This is a genomic window from Streptomyces sp. NPDC020983, from assembly GCF_044333485.1.
In the GTDB taxonomy this organism is placed as follows: Bacteria; Actinomycetota; Actinomycetes; order Streptomycetales; family Streptomycetaceae; genus Actinacidiphila.
Genome location: NZ_JBIRRA010000009.1, coordinates 1 through 17,064 on the forward strand (window position 1 = coordinate 1; position 17,064 = coordinate 17,064).

General features: G+C 71.5%; 10 protein-coding genes and 1 pseudogene. 5 read left to right on the forward strand and 6 right to left on the reverse strand.

Annotated features, from left to right (window positions below):
- From ACH4SE_RS21120 to ACH4SE_RS21140, 5 genes and pseudogenes are all read right to left on the reverse strand, one after another.
- Window positions 1-381 (reverse strand): annotated as a pseudogene (locus ACH4SE_RS21120) (L-arabinose isomerase); the annotation flags it as partial.
- A 403-nt stretch (window positions 382-784) separates the two neighbouring features.
- A complete protein-coding gene (locus ACH4SE_RS21125) occupies window positions 785-1,843 on the reverse strand; it encodes a LacI family DNA-binding transcriptional regulator (RefSeq protein ID WP_398544945.1) in 1,059 nt (352 codons plus the stop codon).
- 310 nt (window positions 1,844-2,153) lie between these two features.
- Window positions 2,154-3,887 (reverse strand): RICIN domain-containing protein, encoded by a 1,734-nt coding sequence (locus ACH4SE_RS21130; RefSeq protein ID WP_398544946.1) that lies wholly within the window; start codon window positions 3,885-3,887, stop codon window positions 2,154-2,156.
- 403 nt (window positions 3,888-4,290) lie between these two features.
- Window positions 4,291-6,087: a ricin-type beta-trefoil lectin domain protein gene (locus ACH4SE_RS21135; protein ID WP_398544947.1), complete on the reverse strand. Its 1,797-nt coding sequence runs from the start codon at window positions 6,085-6,087 to the stop codon at window positions 4,291-4,293.
- A 401-nt stretch (window positions 6,088-6,488) separates the two neighbouring features.
- Window positions 6,489-7,508 carry a LacI family DNA-binding transcriptional regulator gene (locus tag ACH4SE_RS21140; RefSeq protein ID WP_398544948.1) on the reverse strand — a complete coding sequence of 340 codons (1,020 nt, stop codon included), beginning with the start codon at window positions 7,506-7,508 and terminating at the stop codon, window positions 6,489-6,491.
- Between the two features lie 276 nt (window positions 7,509-7,784).
- On the opposite strand from ACH4SE_RS21140, the gene ACH4SE_RS21145 reads away from it, so the two are divergent.
- From ACH4SE_RS21145 to ACH4SE_RS21165, 5 genes are all read left to right on the forward strand, one after another.
- The gene (locus tag ACH4SE_RS21145; protein ID WP_398544949.1) at window positions 7,785-9,035 is read left to right on the forward strand and encodes an extracellular solute-binding protein; all 1,251 of its coding nucleotides are present in this window, start codon (window positions 7,785-7,787) and stop codon (window positions 9,033-9,035) included.
- 101 nt (window positions 9,036-9,136) lie between these two features.
- The gene (locus ACH4SE_RS21150) at window positions 9,137-10,126 is read left to right on the forward strand and encodes a carbohydrate ABC transporter permease (protein WP_398544950.1); all 990 of its coding nucleotides are present in this window, start codon (window positions 9,137-9,139) and stop codon (window positions 10,124-10,126) included.
- Window positions 10,127-10,242: 116 nt separating this feature from the next.
- Window positions 10,243-11,004, forward strand: coding sequence for a carbohydrate ABC transporter permease (locus tag ACH4SE_RS21155; protein ID WP_398544951.1), 762 nt, complete (start codon window positions 10,243-10,245; stop codon window positions 11,002-11,004).
- A gap of 69 nt (window positions 11,005-11,073) precedes the next feature.
- Window positions 11,074-12,867 carry an amylo-alpha-1,6-glucosidase gene (locus tag ACH4SE_RS21160; protein ID WP_398544952.1) on the forward strand — a complete coding sequence of 598 codons (1,794 nt, stop codon included), beginning with the start codon at window positions 11,074-11,076 and terminating at the stop codon, window positions 12,865-12,867.
- Between the two features lie 234 nt (window positions 12,868-13,101).
- Complete coding sequence (locus tag ACH4SE_RS21165; protein ID WP_398544953.1) at window positions 13,102-14,805, forward strand: RICIN domain-containing protein; 1,704 nt, start codon at window positions 13,102-13,104, stop codon at window positions 14,803-14,805.
- Window positions 14,806-14,873: 68 nt separating this feature from the next.
- Here the strand turns inward: ACH4SE_RS21165 and ACH4SE_RS21170 are convergent, their stop codons facing one another.
- Window positions 14,874-17,012: an alpha-galactosidase gene (locus ACH4SE_RS21170; RefSeq protein ID WP_398544954.1), complete on the reverse strand. Its 2,139-nt coding sequence runs from the start codon at window positions 17,010-17,012 to the stop codon at window positions 14,874-14,876.
- Window positions 17,013-17,064 lie beyond the last annotated feature (52 nt).

A 17,064-nucleotide genomic window follows, 5' to 3' on the forward strand; every position in this document is an offset into this window, starting at 1 on the left:
AGCAGCCTGGTTCAGATTCATGAAATCCATGTCGATACTCGACCACGGCAACTCCACATTCGCCTGCGTGTGCAAATGCAGCAACGGCTTACGCAGCAGATCCAACCCACCGATCCACATCTTCGCCGGCGAGAACGTGTGCATCCACGCAATCAGACCCACACACCCCTCATCCGCATTCGCCCGCAACACCACACCCGTGATCGCCGCCGCATCCGTCAGCACCGGCTTCCACACCACCCGGACCGGCGAACCTGCCAGGGCGCCCAGTTCACGGGCGATGGCCTGCGACTGCTCGGCGACCTGGGCGAGCGTGCCGGGCCCGTACAGGCCCTGGCTACCGGTGAGGAACCACACCTCACGCTCGGCGGACGATGTCATCGTTTGCAACTCCTCACGGGGCGGACGGCCGGGTCGGCCGTGGATGTGCTGGTAGCGGTCGTACTGCCGGCCGGTGCCGGCGTGCGGGACGGGCGGCGGGACGCCGGGCCGGTGGCGCACCGGCTCCTGGTACGGCCCGGCCTCACGGCGCAGCCGGACGGGTGGACCTCCCGCGGACGAGGGAGGAGGACCGCCCGTCGACGGCCTGCCGCACGGGAGGAACGACGGCCGGCACGGCTGCGTGAGCGCTAACATTCGGCGCCCGATCCGGGGCCGCAGCACCGCCGGGCAGCCTTCCGGCAGCGCTGCCGCCCGCCGCGGCGGCCGGACCGGTCGTCATGTTCGTCTCCAGATATGCCGAGTTCCGGCACACGGCCGGAACGTCCGTTGCGAACGAGGGTCCTCAGGAGGGAGTGCTGCTGCGGCGGATGATCAGACGGGGTTCGATGACGACGCGCTCGTCGTCCGGCATCCCGCTCGACTCCAGCCGGCTCACGAGCAGCCGGATGCTGGCCTGGCCGACGGCGGCGAAGTCCTGCCGTACGGTCGTGAGCGGCGGCGCGAAGAACTCCGCCTCGGGGATGTCGTCGAAGCCCGCGATCGCCACCTGTCCCGGCACGGACAGGCCCGCCTCGCGGAAGGCCCGCAGCACGCCCAGCGCCATCTGGTCGTTGGCCACGAAGACCGCGGTCACGTCGAGCGAACGACGGCGTGCGCCGTTCCCGGCCACCCGGCCCGCCAGCTCCTGCCCGGCGCGGTAGCCGGACAGCGGCGTCCAGTCGCCGACGAGCGGCGGGGGCACTTCGACCCCCGCGTCCTCCAGCGTGCCGCGCCAGCCGCGCACCCGGGCCTCGGCCTCCAGCCAGTCCGACGGCCCGGCGACGTGCCAGACGGTCCGGTGCCCGGCGTTCAGCAGATGGCTCGTGACCAGCCGGGCGCCGAGGTCCTGGTCGACGGACACGCCGGGGATCGGCAGCGAGTGCCCGCCCTCCACGGTCACGACCGGGAAAGGCAGCCGCAGTTCCGCCAGGGCGGCGACCGCGGCACGGTGGGGGACGATCACCACGATGCCCTCCACCCCCCATTCGCTGAGGTGGTCGATCGCGTCGGAGAGGGCCTTGGCGCTGTAGCGGCGCAGCGTCACGGCGGAGACCATGAAGCCTTCGTCCCTGGCGGCCTCCTCCAGTCCGAACAGCATGCTGGCCGGGCCGAACAGGGTGGGATTGCACGCCACCACACCCAGCGTCAGGGTGCGCCGTGTCACGAGGGCCCGCGCCGAGGAGTTCCGCCGGTAGCCCAGTTCCTCGATCGCCCGCAGTACGTCCGCCCGCGTCGACTCGCGTACATTGGGGTGGTTGCTCAGAACCCTCGAAACCGTCTGGTGCGACACCCCGACACGCTGGGCCACGTCCGCCATGGTGGGTGCCCGGCGTGGTCCGGAACGCGGCGCAGTCTGCGACATGGTTCTCCGATCAGTGTTGACCGCCTATTGTTAGCGCTCACAGACAAGGGCGTCAAGCCCCGCGCTGGAAACTGACCGACCGGAAGGCCGCAGCTCAATCCCTTGGGTACGGGAGGAGGCGGCCCACTGCCGGTGCGTCACCTGACCGCCGCCCCCGCGTACGGATTCTGCCTGCGAAACGTGGTGCGCAATGCTTTTCGTGACCATGGGTCAACTCCCGCCCGAAGGCGGGAGTGCCCTTCCCCGGTCGCCGCCCCACCGGACACCACCGTGCTGCGCTCGGTGACGTGCGGCGACCGGGGGCACCGCCTCAGCGCGCGCTGAGCTTCCACAGGTGGTCGGCGGTGCCGTTGTCCTCCCACTGCAGGACCTGCGCGCCGCTGCTGGTGCTCATGTTCTGCACCCCGAGCAGCAGTCCGCTGTTGCTGTTGGCGATCTTGTAGTAGCCGTTCCCGTCGGAGGTCAGCCGCCAGAGGTGGTCGGCGGTGCCGCTGTCCCCCCAGATGAGGGCGGTCCCGCCGTTGGTGGTGCTCATGTTGGTGATGCCGAGCACGAGCCCGCTCGCCTGGTTGCGGATCTTGTACAGGCCCGAGCCCGCGGACACCAGCGCCCACTTCTGCGTGGCCGAGCTGTTGGGCGTGGCCTGGTCGACCAGGGTGCCCTGGCCGGAGGCCTCGTTCTGCGTGTCCAGGGCCAGACCGCTGTTCTTGTTGGCGATCTGGTAGGTGCCGTCCAGCGTCGAGCCGCTGCTCGCCGGCGTGATGACCAGGTGGTAGCCGTAGGCACTGTTCGCGTTCACCGGAACGGTGACCGTGCCGTTGCTCACCGCGTAGTTCGACTCCGACACGGTGGTCGGTCCGGAGACCGCGACCGTGCGCCCGGGTGACGGGGTGTACTCGAGCTTGACGTGCACGGTCGACCCGAAGGCGGACAGCGCGTTCAGCCCGTTCACGGTCACGGCCGAGTCCCCGGAGCTGCCGCCGAAGACGACGTCGATCTCGTTGCCCGCGCTGTTGCGCGAGGCGGCCCCGTCGATGCCGGTCTGCGCCGGCGGCGTGGTGACGAGCATGGAACCGCTCATGTCGGCGTACCACTTGTAGAGCCAGTACGCCCCGTTCGGGCTGCCGCCCTGCCCCGTGAGCAGGTCTCCCAGAGCCCCGGACTGGTTCCAGAAGGCGAGTTCCGCGTCGTGGACGCCCAGCCGCTCGAACTTGGCGATGTAGCCCACCAGCGCACCGGGAACGCCGACCTCGGAGGGGGCCGCGTACTCCTCGATCGCGATCGGCCGCGGGCTGATCCCGTACTTGCTCTCCAGCGCGGTGACCGTGGCGACGTCACCGGCGATCTTCGAGGAGCGCGAGAGCTCGTGCCAGGCGATGATGTCCGGCACGGTGTTGGTCGCGACCGCGTTCCTCAGGAAGTTGTCCATGTCGCTGATGTTGTCCGAGAAGCTCGGACCCTGGATCGGCGTCGTGGAGTCCTTGGAGCGGATCTCACGGTAGGTCCGCGTCCAGAAGTCCTCGAAGGTGCCGTTGGACGACAGCCAGGTGTTGTCGGACTCGTTCCACGGCGCGTACGCGGCCAGGTTGGTGATCCCGGAGGCCTTGGTCTGCGCGATCTGGTCGTCGACGACCGAGAGCCAGTTGCTCCAGCTGAACTGGTAGGGCCAGCCCGCGTAGTAGTCGGAGAGCCGGTTGACGACCTTCGCGCCGGCCCGCGCCGCCTTCGGCGCCACCGTGAGGATGTCGCCGGTGCCCTGCTGATGGCCGCCCTGGGGCTTCTGGACGAAGGTGTTCGGCTTGATCGCCTGGACCAGGCTGTCAGCCGGTGTGGAGGCGTTCGCCAGGCCGTAGAGGCTGCCGGTGGCGACATGGGTCACCGGCCGCTGCACCTGGCCGGCGTTGACCACGAGGGTCGTGGAGGCGGACGCCGCTTGCGCGGACGCGCCGGTGAAGGCGGTTGTGCTCGCGGCCAGTACCGCGACTCCGAGGCCGACGACCCCTGCCAGTCGTCGGCCGCGCTGATGCTGCGTGGATCCACGCATGAGGGAGACACCCTTCCGGGGAAGTGGGGGGAGCGCACGACCACTGCCGAGTCCGCCGACGTCCGATCCTCGCGTCAGGTGTCCTCTGCCGGTCGGCGTTCTTCGGGCCGTTGCGCAAAAGAGCAACCGTTTGTCCGCGGCACAACGTAGGAGCGATCCACCCGGCCGGTCAAGGGAGTGCGCAACAATTGCGGATCCCGCTGTCCTCGCGGCGACCCATGTGCACGGGCCCGGGAGCCCGTGCACCCATGGGATGGTGACGGGCCGTGGGGGGCGGACTCAGGACATGCCCCGCGCTGCCGTGCCTCCGCCTCCCCCGGAGGCGGCGGGCCCGCCCGCCGCGGGGCGGTGCGGGCGGGTGACCGGACCACGTCCCGGCCGCCCGCCCACCCGCGTCACGGCTCTAGCCGAGGGTCCACTGCTGGTTGCTGCCGCCGTTGCAGGTCCACAGCTCGACCTGCGCGCCGTTGGCCGTGCCGGCCCCCGTCACGTCCAGGCAGAGCCCTGACAGTGCGCTGGTGACGGTGCCGTTGGAGTTGAAGACCCACTGCTGGTTCGCCTGGCCGTTGCAGGACCAGATGATGACCTTGGTGCCGGCCGTGGTCCCCTGGCCGTTCGCGTCCAGGCACATCTGGCCGCTGCCGGAGTAGACGCTCAGCTGGTTGGCGGAGGTGCGGGTGAAGACCTGGTTGGATCCGCCGGAGCAGTCCCAGATCTGCAGCTGCGTACCGGCCGTCGTGGACGCGTTGGGCACGTCCAGGCACTTGCCCGCACCGACGGCGTGCAGCTCGCCGCTGGTGTTCCCGCTCGTGGATCCGGCCGGGGTCACGTAGACGGCGAAGGCGTCGTGCGCCGCCTGGAAGGTGACGGGGACGGTGACCGACCCGGACGAGGCGCTCAGGTTCTGGTTGTACACCACCTGGGGGGCACTCAGCGGGTACTGGTCGGGGATCCTCTCGACGGTCACGTTGACGCTGCCGTTGTTCTGCAGCCAGGACACCGAGGCCAGGTTGGTGAACGTCACCGAGGCGGAGCCGGTGTAGCCGTTGCTGTCGCCGATCACGGCCACCGCGCGCCTGGCGGTGCTGTCCTTCGACGCGGAGATCGCCGTCGATCCGACCTGGCCGGAGGTGTTGACGAGCGTTCCCGTCATGTCGGCGTAGGTGCGCAGCGCCCACCAGTTCCCGTTGGGCTGCCACGTCCCGTTGCTCTGGGTGAGGACCCCGGTCAGGTTCGGGGTCATGCAGCACGACCAGTTTCCGCGCATCGCGTTGGTGTATCCGGACTGCGCGAACCGCGCGAGGTACCAGGCGGTCACCCCGGCGGTCTGCCGGTCCGCGGGCTGGTACTCGTTCGCCGACAGCGGCCGCGCCGAAACGCCGTTCGCCGACAGGGCGTTGTTGAGCGACTGCGACACGGTGACGGGGTCGTCGACGTCGCCCTCGTCATGGTTGGTGATCATGTCGGGGACGGTCCCGGCCGACTTGACGTGGGCCAGCCAGGTGTTCCACTCCCCCGGATTGCTCTGCGGGGTGAAGGCGAGGGACGGCCCGACGATCTTCGCGTTCGGCGCGATGCGGCGGATCTCCCGGTAGGCGGTGTCCCACATCTGGAAGTACTGCGCGCTGTTCATCCCCCGGGTCCAGAAGACCGAGATGTCCGGCTCGTTGTAGATGTCGTAGGCGAAGGGCAGCCCGGAGGCCTGGAGGGCGCCCACGGAGGAGTCGATGAAGCTGACCCAGTTCGAGCAGTTGCCGTTGTCGCAGGGGTACACCTCGTTCGAGGGCTGCCCGCCGTTGTTGCCCCACAGGTCGCTCAGGATGACCTGGTACTGGGCGTGGTACGGGGGCTGCGTCAGCCGCGTCGCCTGTGCGGTGATCGAGGCGATGTCCGCCTTGGTGGCGGCCCCGTAGCTGTAGTTGTCCTTGATCCAGCCGCCGGAGAACCAGCCGCCTCCGCGGAAGGCGTTGATGCCCAGGGGCTGGAGGTACTGGTCGGCCGGCTGCGTCCCGTCCTGGGTGATCCCGTAGAGGAAGCCCTCCCCCACTCCGGTCGACGGTCCACGCGAGGAGCCGAGATCCACGCTGAGCGACTCCCCGGTGGCGGCGTGCCCGGCGGTCGGCATCACCAGCAGGGCGGCGAGCCCCAGCACGGCGGCTGCGGCCATGGCCAGACGGCCCGGTTTTGCTCTCTTTCTCATCGACTTCCTCCTACGACTGCGCGCCACAGCGCTGAGGCGGGGGGCGCGGCGTGGTGACGGGGATCCGGTGCGGTGGCGCACACGGCAGTTGAGGCCCTTGGAGGGGCGAGCCGGACCGCAGCCCAGGGGTGAAGGTGTCGGCCGAAGGCCGGCCGCCGGCGTGGGACGCCGGGCCGGTCCCGGGTGGCGCGGCCGCGGGCTGGTGCGTCGAACCGATTGGCAGGAATCGGTTCGACGGGATATTACGGCTGGGGTTCACTGGGGTCAATGAGGTGTTGCAAGTCAACTGCCCGCGACCGCCCGCGTGTCGGGGAGCAGCGGGGCCGTGGTGGAGCGAACCGATTCCTACGGCGGGCGGGAGCCGCGCGGCGCCCCGGGCGGCCCGGGGCGGCGGGGAGCCGTCAGGCGCGGCGGGCGGGGGCGGCGCCGGTGCTGGAGCGGAGGGAGACGGGCGGCGCGAGCAGGATGTGGCGGGGAGGGGTGTGCGGCGCCGCGATCCGCTCGATGAGCAGGGAGACGGCCTGCACGCCCATGTCGTGGGCGGGGACGTCGGCGGCGGTGAGGGGCGGGCGGAAGTCCTCCGCCCACAGCCGGCCGGCCACACCGGTCACCGAGAAGTCGTACGGCACGCTCAGTCCGGCGTCGGCCAGTGCCCGCTGGATGCCCGGCAGCGCCGCCTCGTTGACGGTCGTGACCGCGGTGAGGTCCGGGTGCTCCCGCAGCAGTGCCTCGATGCTCTCCTGGCCGGAGCGCGCGTCGTCCCCGCACGCGACCTCGACGCCCTCGACACCCCGCTCGCGGACGGCCGCGGTGAAGCCCTCCCGCGCCCTGATCGCGGGACCGTAGCCCGCGGCGACGAGTTCGGGTGAACGGCTGATCAGCGCGACCTTCCGGTGGCCGAGGTCGGCGAGGTGCCGGACCGTGTGGCGGACCAGGCCGGCGTAGTCGACGTCGATCCAGCACATCTCGCGGTCGTCCATGGTGTGCCCTATCCCGACGAAGGGCAGGCCCGCCTCCATGAGACGGCCCACCCGGGCGTCCTGGAGCCGGATCTCCATGAGGATCACACCGTCGACCCGGCTCTCCGAGATGAGCCGTTCGAAGGACCGGTCGTGATCGCCCCCGGACGGTGACAGCAGCACGTCCAGGTCGGCGCCGGCGGCCGCGTCGACGACGCTCCCGACGAATTCCAGCTGCATGTGGGTGAGACGGTTGCCGGCCGGCGGGATCACCAGGCCGATCATGCGGGTCCGCCCCTCCTTGAGCGCCCGCGCGGTCGCGTTCGGCCGGTAGCCCAGCTCGTCGATCACGTCCTGGATACGTTTCCGGGTGGCCGCCGCGACAGGGCGCTTGCCGCTGAGGGCGTACGACACCGTGCTGCGCGACACGCCCGCCCGCCGGGCGATCTCACCGATGTTCATCCCGCTCCTCACACCCCGTACCCAGGAGAACCATACCGTCGCGAACCGATTCGCGAGGTGGGGTACGGCCGGGCGCCGCGGCGCCTGCCTGCACCGTCGGCATCGGGCCCGTAGCCGCTGCGCCGCGTCGGCGCACGAGTCTTGACGGGTGCGCGCGACGGGTCCTACGTTCGCGGTCGAACCGATTCGCTACCTCTGCGACTCGTCTCGCCCCTGCCCCGCGAACGGCGCTGCCGGCCGCGGCGGGACGGGCACCGACCGAAAGGGACACGCGCCATGAACACTTCCGTCCGGCGACGGCTCGCTGTCGCGTCGCTGGCCGCCGTGGTGGTGGCAGCCACGGCCACCGCCTGCGGGTCGTCGTCCTCGGACGGATCCTCCGGCTCGAAGGCGGCCGGCGGCACGTACACGGTCTGGGATCCCTACCCGCAGTTCGACGGCGCGTCCGACTGGGTCAAGCTGCTGGAGAGCTGCGGCAGACAGGCCGGGGTGAAGGTGAAGCGGACGGGCTTCGACACCACCGACCTCACCAACAAGACGCTCCTCGCGGCGCAGCAGGGCAACTCCCCCGACGTCCTGATCGTCGACAACCCCGTCGTCTCCACGCTCGCCGAGGCGGGCGTCCTGACCACCACGGACGAGAACAGGATCAGCACGTCCCAGGTGGAGCCGAACCTGCTGGCGGCCGGCCAGAGCGGCGGCAAGACCTACGGCACGCCGATCGGGGCGAACACCCTGGCGCTGTACTACAACAAGGATGTCCTCAAGGCCGCCGGGGTGGACCCGGGCTCGGTCAAGGACTGGGCGTCGCTGAACGCGGCACTGGCCAAGGTGAAGGCCGCGGGCAAGAAGGGCATCACCTTCTCCGCCATCGGCACCGAGGAGGGCAGCTTCCAGTTCCTGCCCTGGCTGTGGGGTTCGGGAGCGCAGCTGACCGACCTCTCCTCCGACCGGGCGGTCGCCGCGGTCACCCTGTGGAAGGACTGGCTCGCCAAGGGGTACGCACCCCACTCCGTCATCAACAACACCCAGACCACCAGCTGGCAGGAGTTCGCGACCGGGCAGTACGCCTTCGCCGAGAACGGCACCTGGCAGCTGGCCAACGCCAAGAAGGCCGGCTTCGGCTACGGCACCGTCGCCATCCCCGCCGCCACCGGAGGAACCGCCCCCGCTCCCACCGGCGGCGAGTTCGTGACCGTACCCGTGCAGAAGAACACCGGCCGCTACCCCGTCTCGGACAAGATCGTGTCCTGCCTGACCGACGCGAAGAGCCTCCTGACCACCGACACGACCCTGTCCTACGTCGGGCCGACCGAGCAGGTCCAGGCCCGGCAGACGGCCGCCTCCCCCGAACTCGAGGTGTGGGTGCAGGCGGTGCGGGCGGCCAAGGGGCGCACGAGCGACGACCTCGGAACGAAGTACCCCAGGATCTCCGAGCAGCTGTGGGGCGCGGTGCAGGCGGCACTGACCGGATCGAAGTCGCCGAAGGACGCGATGTCCGCCGCGCAGTCCGCCGGCTCCCGGTAGTACCCCGACTCAGCGCCCCGGCCCGCGGCGCGGGCGAAGGGCGGGCCGACCGGCCCCGCCCGCGCCGCCGGCCGGCCTGCTCAGCGAAGGACCGCACCCCGATGAACAGCACCGCACCGACGCCGGGCACCCCGGTGGCGCCCGGCGGGGCGGAGCCGGTACGCACGGCGCCTCCCCCGCCGGCGGCCGGGGACCGCTCCCCCCGCAGGCCCCGCTCGCAGCAGTGGGCGGCCTGGGGCTTCCTGGCCCCCGTGGTGATCTACCTCGGCGCCTTCTACGCGTACCCGCTCTACCGCAACCTCGACCTGTCGCTGCGCGACTACACCGTGCGCTCGTTCGTGCAGGGCGACGCGCCCTTCACCGGTCTGGAGAACTACCGCAGGGTCTTCGACGACCCGACCTTCCTGCCGGCCCTGGAGCACACCGTGCTCTTCACCGGCGTCTCCCTCCTCTTCCAGTACGCCCTCGGGCTGGCGCTGGCGGTGTTCTTCGCCCAGCACTTCCGCCTCTCGGCCACGCTGCGCGCCCTGTTCCTGGTGCCCTGGCTGCTGCCGCTCATCGTGTCGGCCTCCACCTGGTCGTGGATGCTCAACAGCGAGTCGGGAGTCGTCAACGCGGCGCTCGGCCGGCTGGGCGTCGGACCGGTCGACTGGCTGACCTCGCCCTCGTGGTCGCTGGCGTCGGTGATCATCGCCAACATCTGGATCGGGATCCCCTTCAACCTGGTCGTCCTCTACAGCGGCCTCCAGGCGATTCCCGCCTCGCTGTACGAGGCCGCGGCCATCGACGGGGCGAACGCCTGGCAGCGCTTCCGGCGGGTGACCTTCCCCCTGCTGCGCCCGGTCTCCGCGATCACCCTGCTGCTCGGGCTCGTCTACACGCTGAAGGTCTTCGACATCATCTGGATCATGACGAAGGGCGGTCCCAGCGACTCGTCGACCACCTTCGCCACCTGGTCCTACCGGCTCGGCTTCGGGAGCCTGCTGCCGGAGTTCGGTCCGGGGGCCGCCGTGGGCAACCTCCTCGTGGTCGTCGCCCTCGTCTTCGGGCTGGTGTACATCCGCACCCAGCGGCAGCAGGCCGCCGCGTGAGCGCCCGTACCGGCGCGGCCGGACGGCCGCGTCCGCCGGAGCAGGGGTCCCGGCCCCGGCGCCCGGGCCGGGGGTCCCGCCGGAAGACGGCGCTGGGGCTGCTGTTCACCGCGGTCATGCTCTTCCCCGTGTACTGGATGGTGAACGTCTCCCTCACACGGGAGCAGGACATGCGCAAGACCCCGCCGGACCTCTTCCCCGTGCACGCGACCCTCAGGGGCTACCGGGAGGTGTTCGGCCGGCAACTGCCGTACCTCGGCACGAGCCTGGCCGTCGGGCTCGGCACCGTCGCGGTCACGGTCCTCCTGGCCGCCCCGGCGGGATTCGCCCTGGCGAAACTGCGGCCGCGCGGCGGAGGGCTCGTCGGGTTCCTGATGCTGGTGGCGCAGATGATCCCGGGGATCATCATGGCGATGGGCTTCTACGCCGTCTACCTCCGGCTGGGGTTGCTGCACTCCGTCGCCGGCCTGGTCGTCGCCGACTCGACCCTGGCCGTGCCGTTCGCCGTCCTCGTCTGCACGGCGTTCATGTCCGGCATCCCCGCCGAGGTCCTGCAGGCGGCACGGGTCGACGGCGCCGGTTCCCTCCGCGTCTTCCGGTCCGTCGTGCTTCCGATGAGCCGCAACGCGATCGTCACCGTGTCGCTGTTCGCCTTCCTGTGGTCCTGGTCGGACTTCGTCTTCGCCAGCACCCTGGACGGCGGAGGAGCCCACGAGCCCATCACCCTCGGCATCTACCACTACATCGGAAACAACAACCAGGAGTGGAACGCCATCATGGCCACCGCTGTCGTGGCCTCGCTGCCGACCGCGGTCATCCTGGTGCTCGCCCAGCGTTACGTCGCCGCCGGCGTCACGGCCGGGGCCGTGAAGGACTGACCCGGCGACGCCCTGACGGACCACCCCCCGACCGAAGCGCCCCACCAGAAGAGGATCGAGTTCCCGCCGATGACCGCCACCCCTGACCGCCACGCCTTCGCGATCCAGGAGATACCTTTCAGCCGCCAGGGATCGTGGTTCAACATCTCGTCGGTCACCGCTCAGCACACCATGGCCCGGGACCTGCACCTGATCTCCCACCAGAACGGCATGCACCCGGTCCTGCGGCTCGTGCCGCTCCACCCGTCGAGCGGGAGCCGTGCCGAGACCGTCTGGAGCGCGACACCCACCGTGCTGACCTGGGAGGCGGACCCCGGCCGCATCTCGCTGGTCTACGAGAACCCCGACACCGTCCGGCTGCGCGGCGAGCGGCTCGACCTGGAGATCGCCCCCGCCGACCAGGAGCTGACGCCCTTCACCGGCACGTACCTCTACCGCGACCCCGTCGACGGGTCCTACCAGTTCACCTCGTACGAGACGGGCCGCCGCTACCGCGTCACCCTCCTGGAGGGCGAGGTCGCGGCGGCGGGGCTGGAAGGGCTCGCGGGCGCCGACCGCCGGCTCGTCCTGTCGGGCCCGCGGGGCTGGGAAGCCGTCGTCGAGGAGATCGACAGCGCACGGCAGCCGTACGCGGCCCCGGGGGACTTCGCCGCCGCGGCGCTCTCGCACGCCGACGCCTTCCGTGACTTCGCCGGCGCCGTGGCCCCCCTTCCGTCCGACGAGGCGCCCGCCGCCGGACTCGCCGCCTACGTCCTGTGGTCGGCCACCGTGCGTCCCGCCGGCTTCGTGCGGCGTCCCGCCGTCCTGATGTCGAAGCACTGGATGGACAAGGTCTGGAGCTGGGACCACTGCTTCAACGCCCTGGCCCTCGCCCAGGGCCTGCCGGATCTCGCGTGGGACCAGTTCCAGATCCCGTTCGACCACCAGGACGAGACGGGGGCGCTGCCCGACTCGGTCACGCACTCGGAGGTCCTGTTCAACTTCGTCAAGCCGCCCATTCACGGCTGGGCGCTGCGAAAGCTGCGCGAGCGCCTGGCCCGGCAGCCGGACGCCGACGAGCTGACGCGGACCTACCGGCGCCTCGGGCGCTGGACCGACTTCTGGCTGCGGGCCCGCACCGCGCCCGGCCTGAGCCTGCCGCACTACCAGCACGGCAACGACAGCGGCTGGGACAACGCCACCACCTTCGACGGACGGAGGGTGCTGGTCACCGCCGACCTGGCGGCCTTCCTCGTCCTGCAGCTGGCGGAGCTGGCCGAACTCGCCGGGCTCCTCGGCGACCACGGCGCCGCGGAGCGGCATCTGGGCACCGCGGACGCGCTCCAGCACGCGATGCTGGAGGAGTTGTGGTCCGACGGGCACTTCCGCAGCCGGTCGCCGCATTCCGGCGACCGTTTCGCCAGCCGCAGCCTCCTGGACCTGATGCCGATCGTCCTGGGTGAGCGGCTGCCTCGCGAGGTGGGCGACCGGCTCGCCGAACGCATCGCCGAGCACCTGACCCGCCACGGCCTGGCCACCGAACACCCCGACTCGCCGCACTACCGGTCCGACGGCTACTGGCGGGGCCCGATCTGGGCGCCGGCCACCGTTCTCATCGAGGACGGCCTGCGCCGCGCGGGACACACCGGCCTGGCCGACGACATCAGCCGCCGCTTCCGGCGTCTGTGCGAGACCTCGGGCTTCGCCGAGAACTTCGACGCCCTCACCGGCGAGGGGCTGCGCGACCGCGCCTACACCTGGACCGCGAGCAGCTATCTGCTGCTCGCGGGCGACCACCACAGGCGCACCGCGGCGGCCCCCGCACGTTCCGGCGCCGGGCACCGGGTCGGTCCGGCCTCGCCGGGATATCGCGCGACTCCTTGACGCCTCCTCGTGTGACCGGTCACAATCATGCCGCTGTGACCGGTCACACACTGCGGGCGCCCGGAGTGTTCGGAGGCCGGTGCCGCGATGCCGGCGCATCCCGCCCCGGCGTCACGGCACGTCGGGCTGCCGGTCACGGCCGTCCCCGGCGCGCGCACGCCCCTGCGCGCGGCCGCAGGCCGGACACCGGCCCGGCGCTCCGTGTCCCCCCACTGCTTCCTCAGAGGAGGAGTTGTGCCACCTACAACGACAGGCCGCGCCGCCCCGCGGCGACGTACATGGACGGCCCTCGGCGCCGCGCTCACCACCACCGCGGCCCTGAGCGTCTCGCTCGCGTCGGCGTCCCCGGCCTCCGCCGCGACGTCCCAGTTCGCCGGCGTCGGATCGGGCCGCTGCCTGGACGTCACCGGCAACACGGACGCGCTGGGCAGCCCGATGGAGATCTGGGACTGCAACGGCCAGGCCAACCAGCAGTTCGAGGTCACCTCCGCAGGGGAGCTGCGCACCTTCAACGGCACGCGCTGCCTGGACGCGTACAACAACGGCACCGCCCCGGGCACCGTGGTGGACATCTGGTCCTGCAACGGCCAGCAGAACCAGAAGTGGCAGGTGAACGCGAACGGCACGATCACCGGTGCGCAGTCCGGGCTGTGCCTGGACGTCGACCACGCGGGCACCGCCAACGGGACGCGCGTGCTGCTGTGGACGTGCAACGGCCAGTCCAACCAGCGCTGGACGAGCAGCAGCGGCGGCACCGGGAGCACCCTGGTGGTCGACGCCGCTTCCGTGGTGCGGCCGGTCACCCATGTCGGCTCCGGCACCCTGGACGGGCTGAAGGACGAGACGACACCCCCGGCCTCCGTCGTGGTGCCGCTGCACCTGAACCAGATACGCCAGGCGCCCCCCGGCACCCAGCACCGGCCCAACGGCTACTCGGTGCCGGTCGGCGACGCCATGAAGGTCTCGTCCACCGCCATGCAGGCCGGTGCCAAGATGACCGTCAACATGGCCGACTACCTCGACGGCTTCCCCTACAACTGGCCGGGCTGGACGGGCTGGCTCGCCGACGTGGACAGCATGACCGCCGCGGTCAAGGCGAGGCCGGACGTGACGGACATCAACGCCTTCGAACCGTGGAACGAGCCGGACTGGACCTGGCCGAGCGCGGCGGGCAGCTTCACCGACGGCTGGACCCGCACGGTCCAGCAGGTCCGGAAGACGCTGCCGAACATGCCGATCCTGGGCCCCAGCATCTCGTACCTGAACCTGGACTGGATGCGCACCTTCCTCACCGCCGCGAAGGCGTCGGGCACGCTGCCGGACGTCATCTGCTGGCACGAGCTGGGCGGTTGGAAGAACGTCACCAACGACATCCAGGCGTACCGCTCGCTGGAGCAGCAGCTCGGGATCCCGGCACGGCCGATCTCCATCGACGAGTACGCCACGACGAGCGAGATCGACGTGCCCAGCAGCGCCAACCACTACGTGGCCCTGTTCGAGCGCGACGGCGTGCGGGACGCCGAGCGCGCCTTCTGGTACGAGGCGGGCACGCTCAACGGGCTGCTCTACAACAACCAGCCGACCGCCTCGTACTGGATGTACAAGTGGTACGGCGACCAGACCGGCAACGTCGTCAAGGTCACCCCGACCCAGAACCAGGACGGCGTGGCCGCGTACGACGCCGGCCGGAAGACCTTCAGCCTGGTCTTCGGCGGTGAGTCCGGCAGCAACACCGTCAAGGTCACCGGGCTCGGCGACATGGGCTCGTCGGTGACCGCCACGCTCAGTTACGTCCCGGGGACCGGGCGCACGACGAACGTGGCGTCCGCGACGACCCTGTCCTCGGCGGCCTACCCGGTCACCAACGGCACCGTCACCTTCCCCGTGCCCGGCGAGGACCCCAACGGCGCCTACCAGCTGGTGCTCACCCCCCGGTGACCCCATGACGGACCAGGCCGTACCCGGTGGGGAAGCAACCCGGGTACGGCCTGGTCGTACGGGGAGGGTCAGCTCAGGGCGTCCAGCCGCAGCAGCACCGCCGCCGGCGTCCGGGGCAGCATCAGCCCGACAGCCGCACCGCCCCCGTCCCACCGCGCCTCGCCGGCGGTCTCCCGCGGGTGGAGGATCTCCACGGTCACCCCGGAGCGGCCGGCCAGGTGCCGTACGGGGACCGAGAGCCGCGGCTCGCTCCCCTGCCTGCGCCAGACGAGCAGGTACGTGGGTCCTTGCGGCACACGCATGCCCAGCGCGAGCCAGTCGTCGCTCCAGCCGGGCAGGCCGAGCGGCCAGAAGGGCAGCGCGCGGGGCAGATCGGACCGCAGCCGCTTGTACACCGCCGTCGCATCCCCGACCAGAGCCAGCTGACGCGGTGACATGCGGTCCAGCCGCCCGGACAGGTGGACGCGGCCGAGGAGGGCGCCGGCCAGCGAGAACGTGATCTCGTCGTCGGTGAACTCCGGCTGGGGGTAGGCCCACACGGCGCACTGCTCGGGGGGCATCACGGTGGGCGCCGCGGCGCTGATGGGCGGGTAGCGCAGCGGGTCCTGCTGGTCGCTGGTGGACTGCAGCTGGGTGACGGCCAGGGTGGCGCCGTCCATGCGCATGCCGCCGGAGGCGCAGTTCTCGACGACCAGGCCGGGGTGCCGGTCCAGTGCCCCGGCGATCCAGTCGAGATAGGCGCGCGCGTGGCCGAGCAGGCCCGCGCCGGGCGAGGTGTCCCCGGGGGCCTGCGTGCCGGGGGCGACGACGATGTTGTAGTCGAGCTTGAGGTATCCGACGCCCCACGCGCCCACGACGCGGTCGACGGTGGCGTCCAGGTGCGCCCGGGCGGCGGGGTGGCGCAGGTCGAGCTGGTGGCGGCCCTGCTCGGTGATGCGGATCCCGTCCTGCTGGAAGAACGCGGCGTCCGGGAGCGTCCTGGCGACGGGGCTGCGGACGCCGACGACTTCGGGCTCCAGCCACAGTCCCGGCACCATGCCCCGGTCCCTGATGTGGTCGAGGACGACCTGGATGCCGCCGGGGAAGCGGGTGGCCGAGGGCAGCCACTCCCCCACGCTGTCCCACCAGCCGTGCAGGTCGTCGTCGTACCAGCCGGAGTCGATGCAGAAGTACTCGGCGCCGGCCGCGGCGGCGGCGTCGATCAGCGGCACCAGTTTCGCGGTGGTCGGATCGCCCATCAGGGTGTTCATGTAGTCGTTGAAGACGACCGGGAGCGCCGTGTGGTCGGGGTGCGCCCTGCGTACGGCCCGCCGGTAGGTGGTCAGCGCGCCGATCGCGTCCCCGAAGCCGGACCCCAGTGCCACCGCGACCGGCACGGTGGTGAACTCCTCGCCGGGGGCCAGGGTGTGCCGCCACTGGTGGTCGGCGTCGGTGGGTCCGTGCAGCGCCAGGTGGCAGCTGTGGGCGTACTCGCCGATGTCCCAGCGCCAGCCGGCGGGCGATTCGACCTGCCACGCCCAGGCCCGGCCGCCGGCGCGGTCGGTGAGGGCGCCCGCCGCCAGGTGCCCGTCGGTCGGCCAGCTGCCGCGCCCCGCCAGCGCGAGGGTGGCGCGGCTGTCGTGCTGGTGGCTGTCGGCCCCGATGTCCGCCACGGCGTCGCGCAGCGGCTCGGCGTACCACCGGCCCTCCGCCAGCCAGTCGTTGCGTGCCCGGTGCACCTCCAGCGCCCCGGCCGCCGGGAGCCCGCCCAGCAGGAGGCTGCTGACCGACTGGACGACCAGGGGCCGGGCGCCCTCGTTGCGCAGCCGTACCCGGGAACGCAGGACCGGAACACCGTCGGGAGAGGACAGTTCGACGCCCGCGGACAGCCCGCTGACCGGGTCGTGGACGTCGAGCTCCAGGACGTGCCAGCCGTCCCGGATCCCGGACCGCACGGCGCGCCCGCGCATCCGCTGGTTCAGCGCGGTACCGGTGAAGCGCGGACCGGACCAGCCGGTGCCGTGTCCCAGCGCCGTCACCTCCAGCAGGGGCAGGCGGGCGGCGGGTTCCGCGCCGTCGCCTCCCGCCCCGGGCCGCTCCAGCCGGACCAGCCGCGGTACACCGTCAGGGCCGGTGCTCACTTCCAGGCGCAGCGCCGCATGGCCCCACACGAGCGGGTCGTCGGCCCGGTCACCGGCCGGTTCAGCCGCTGTTGCCGCCTCGGTCACCCTGTTCTCCTTGTCCCGGCCCTTCCCGTGACCTGGCGGTGGCGCGCCGACG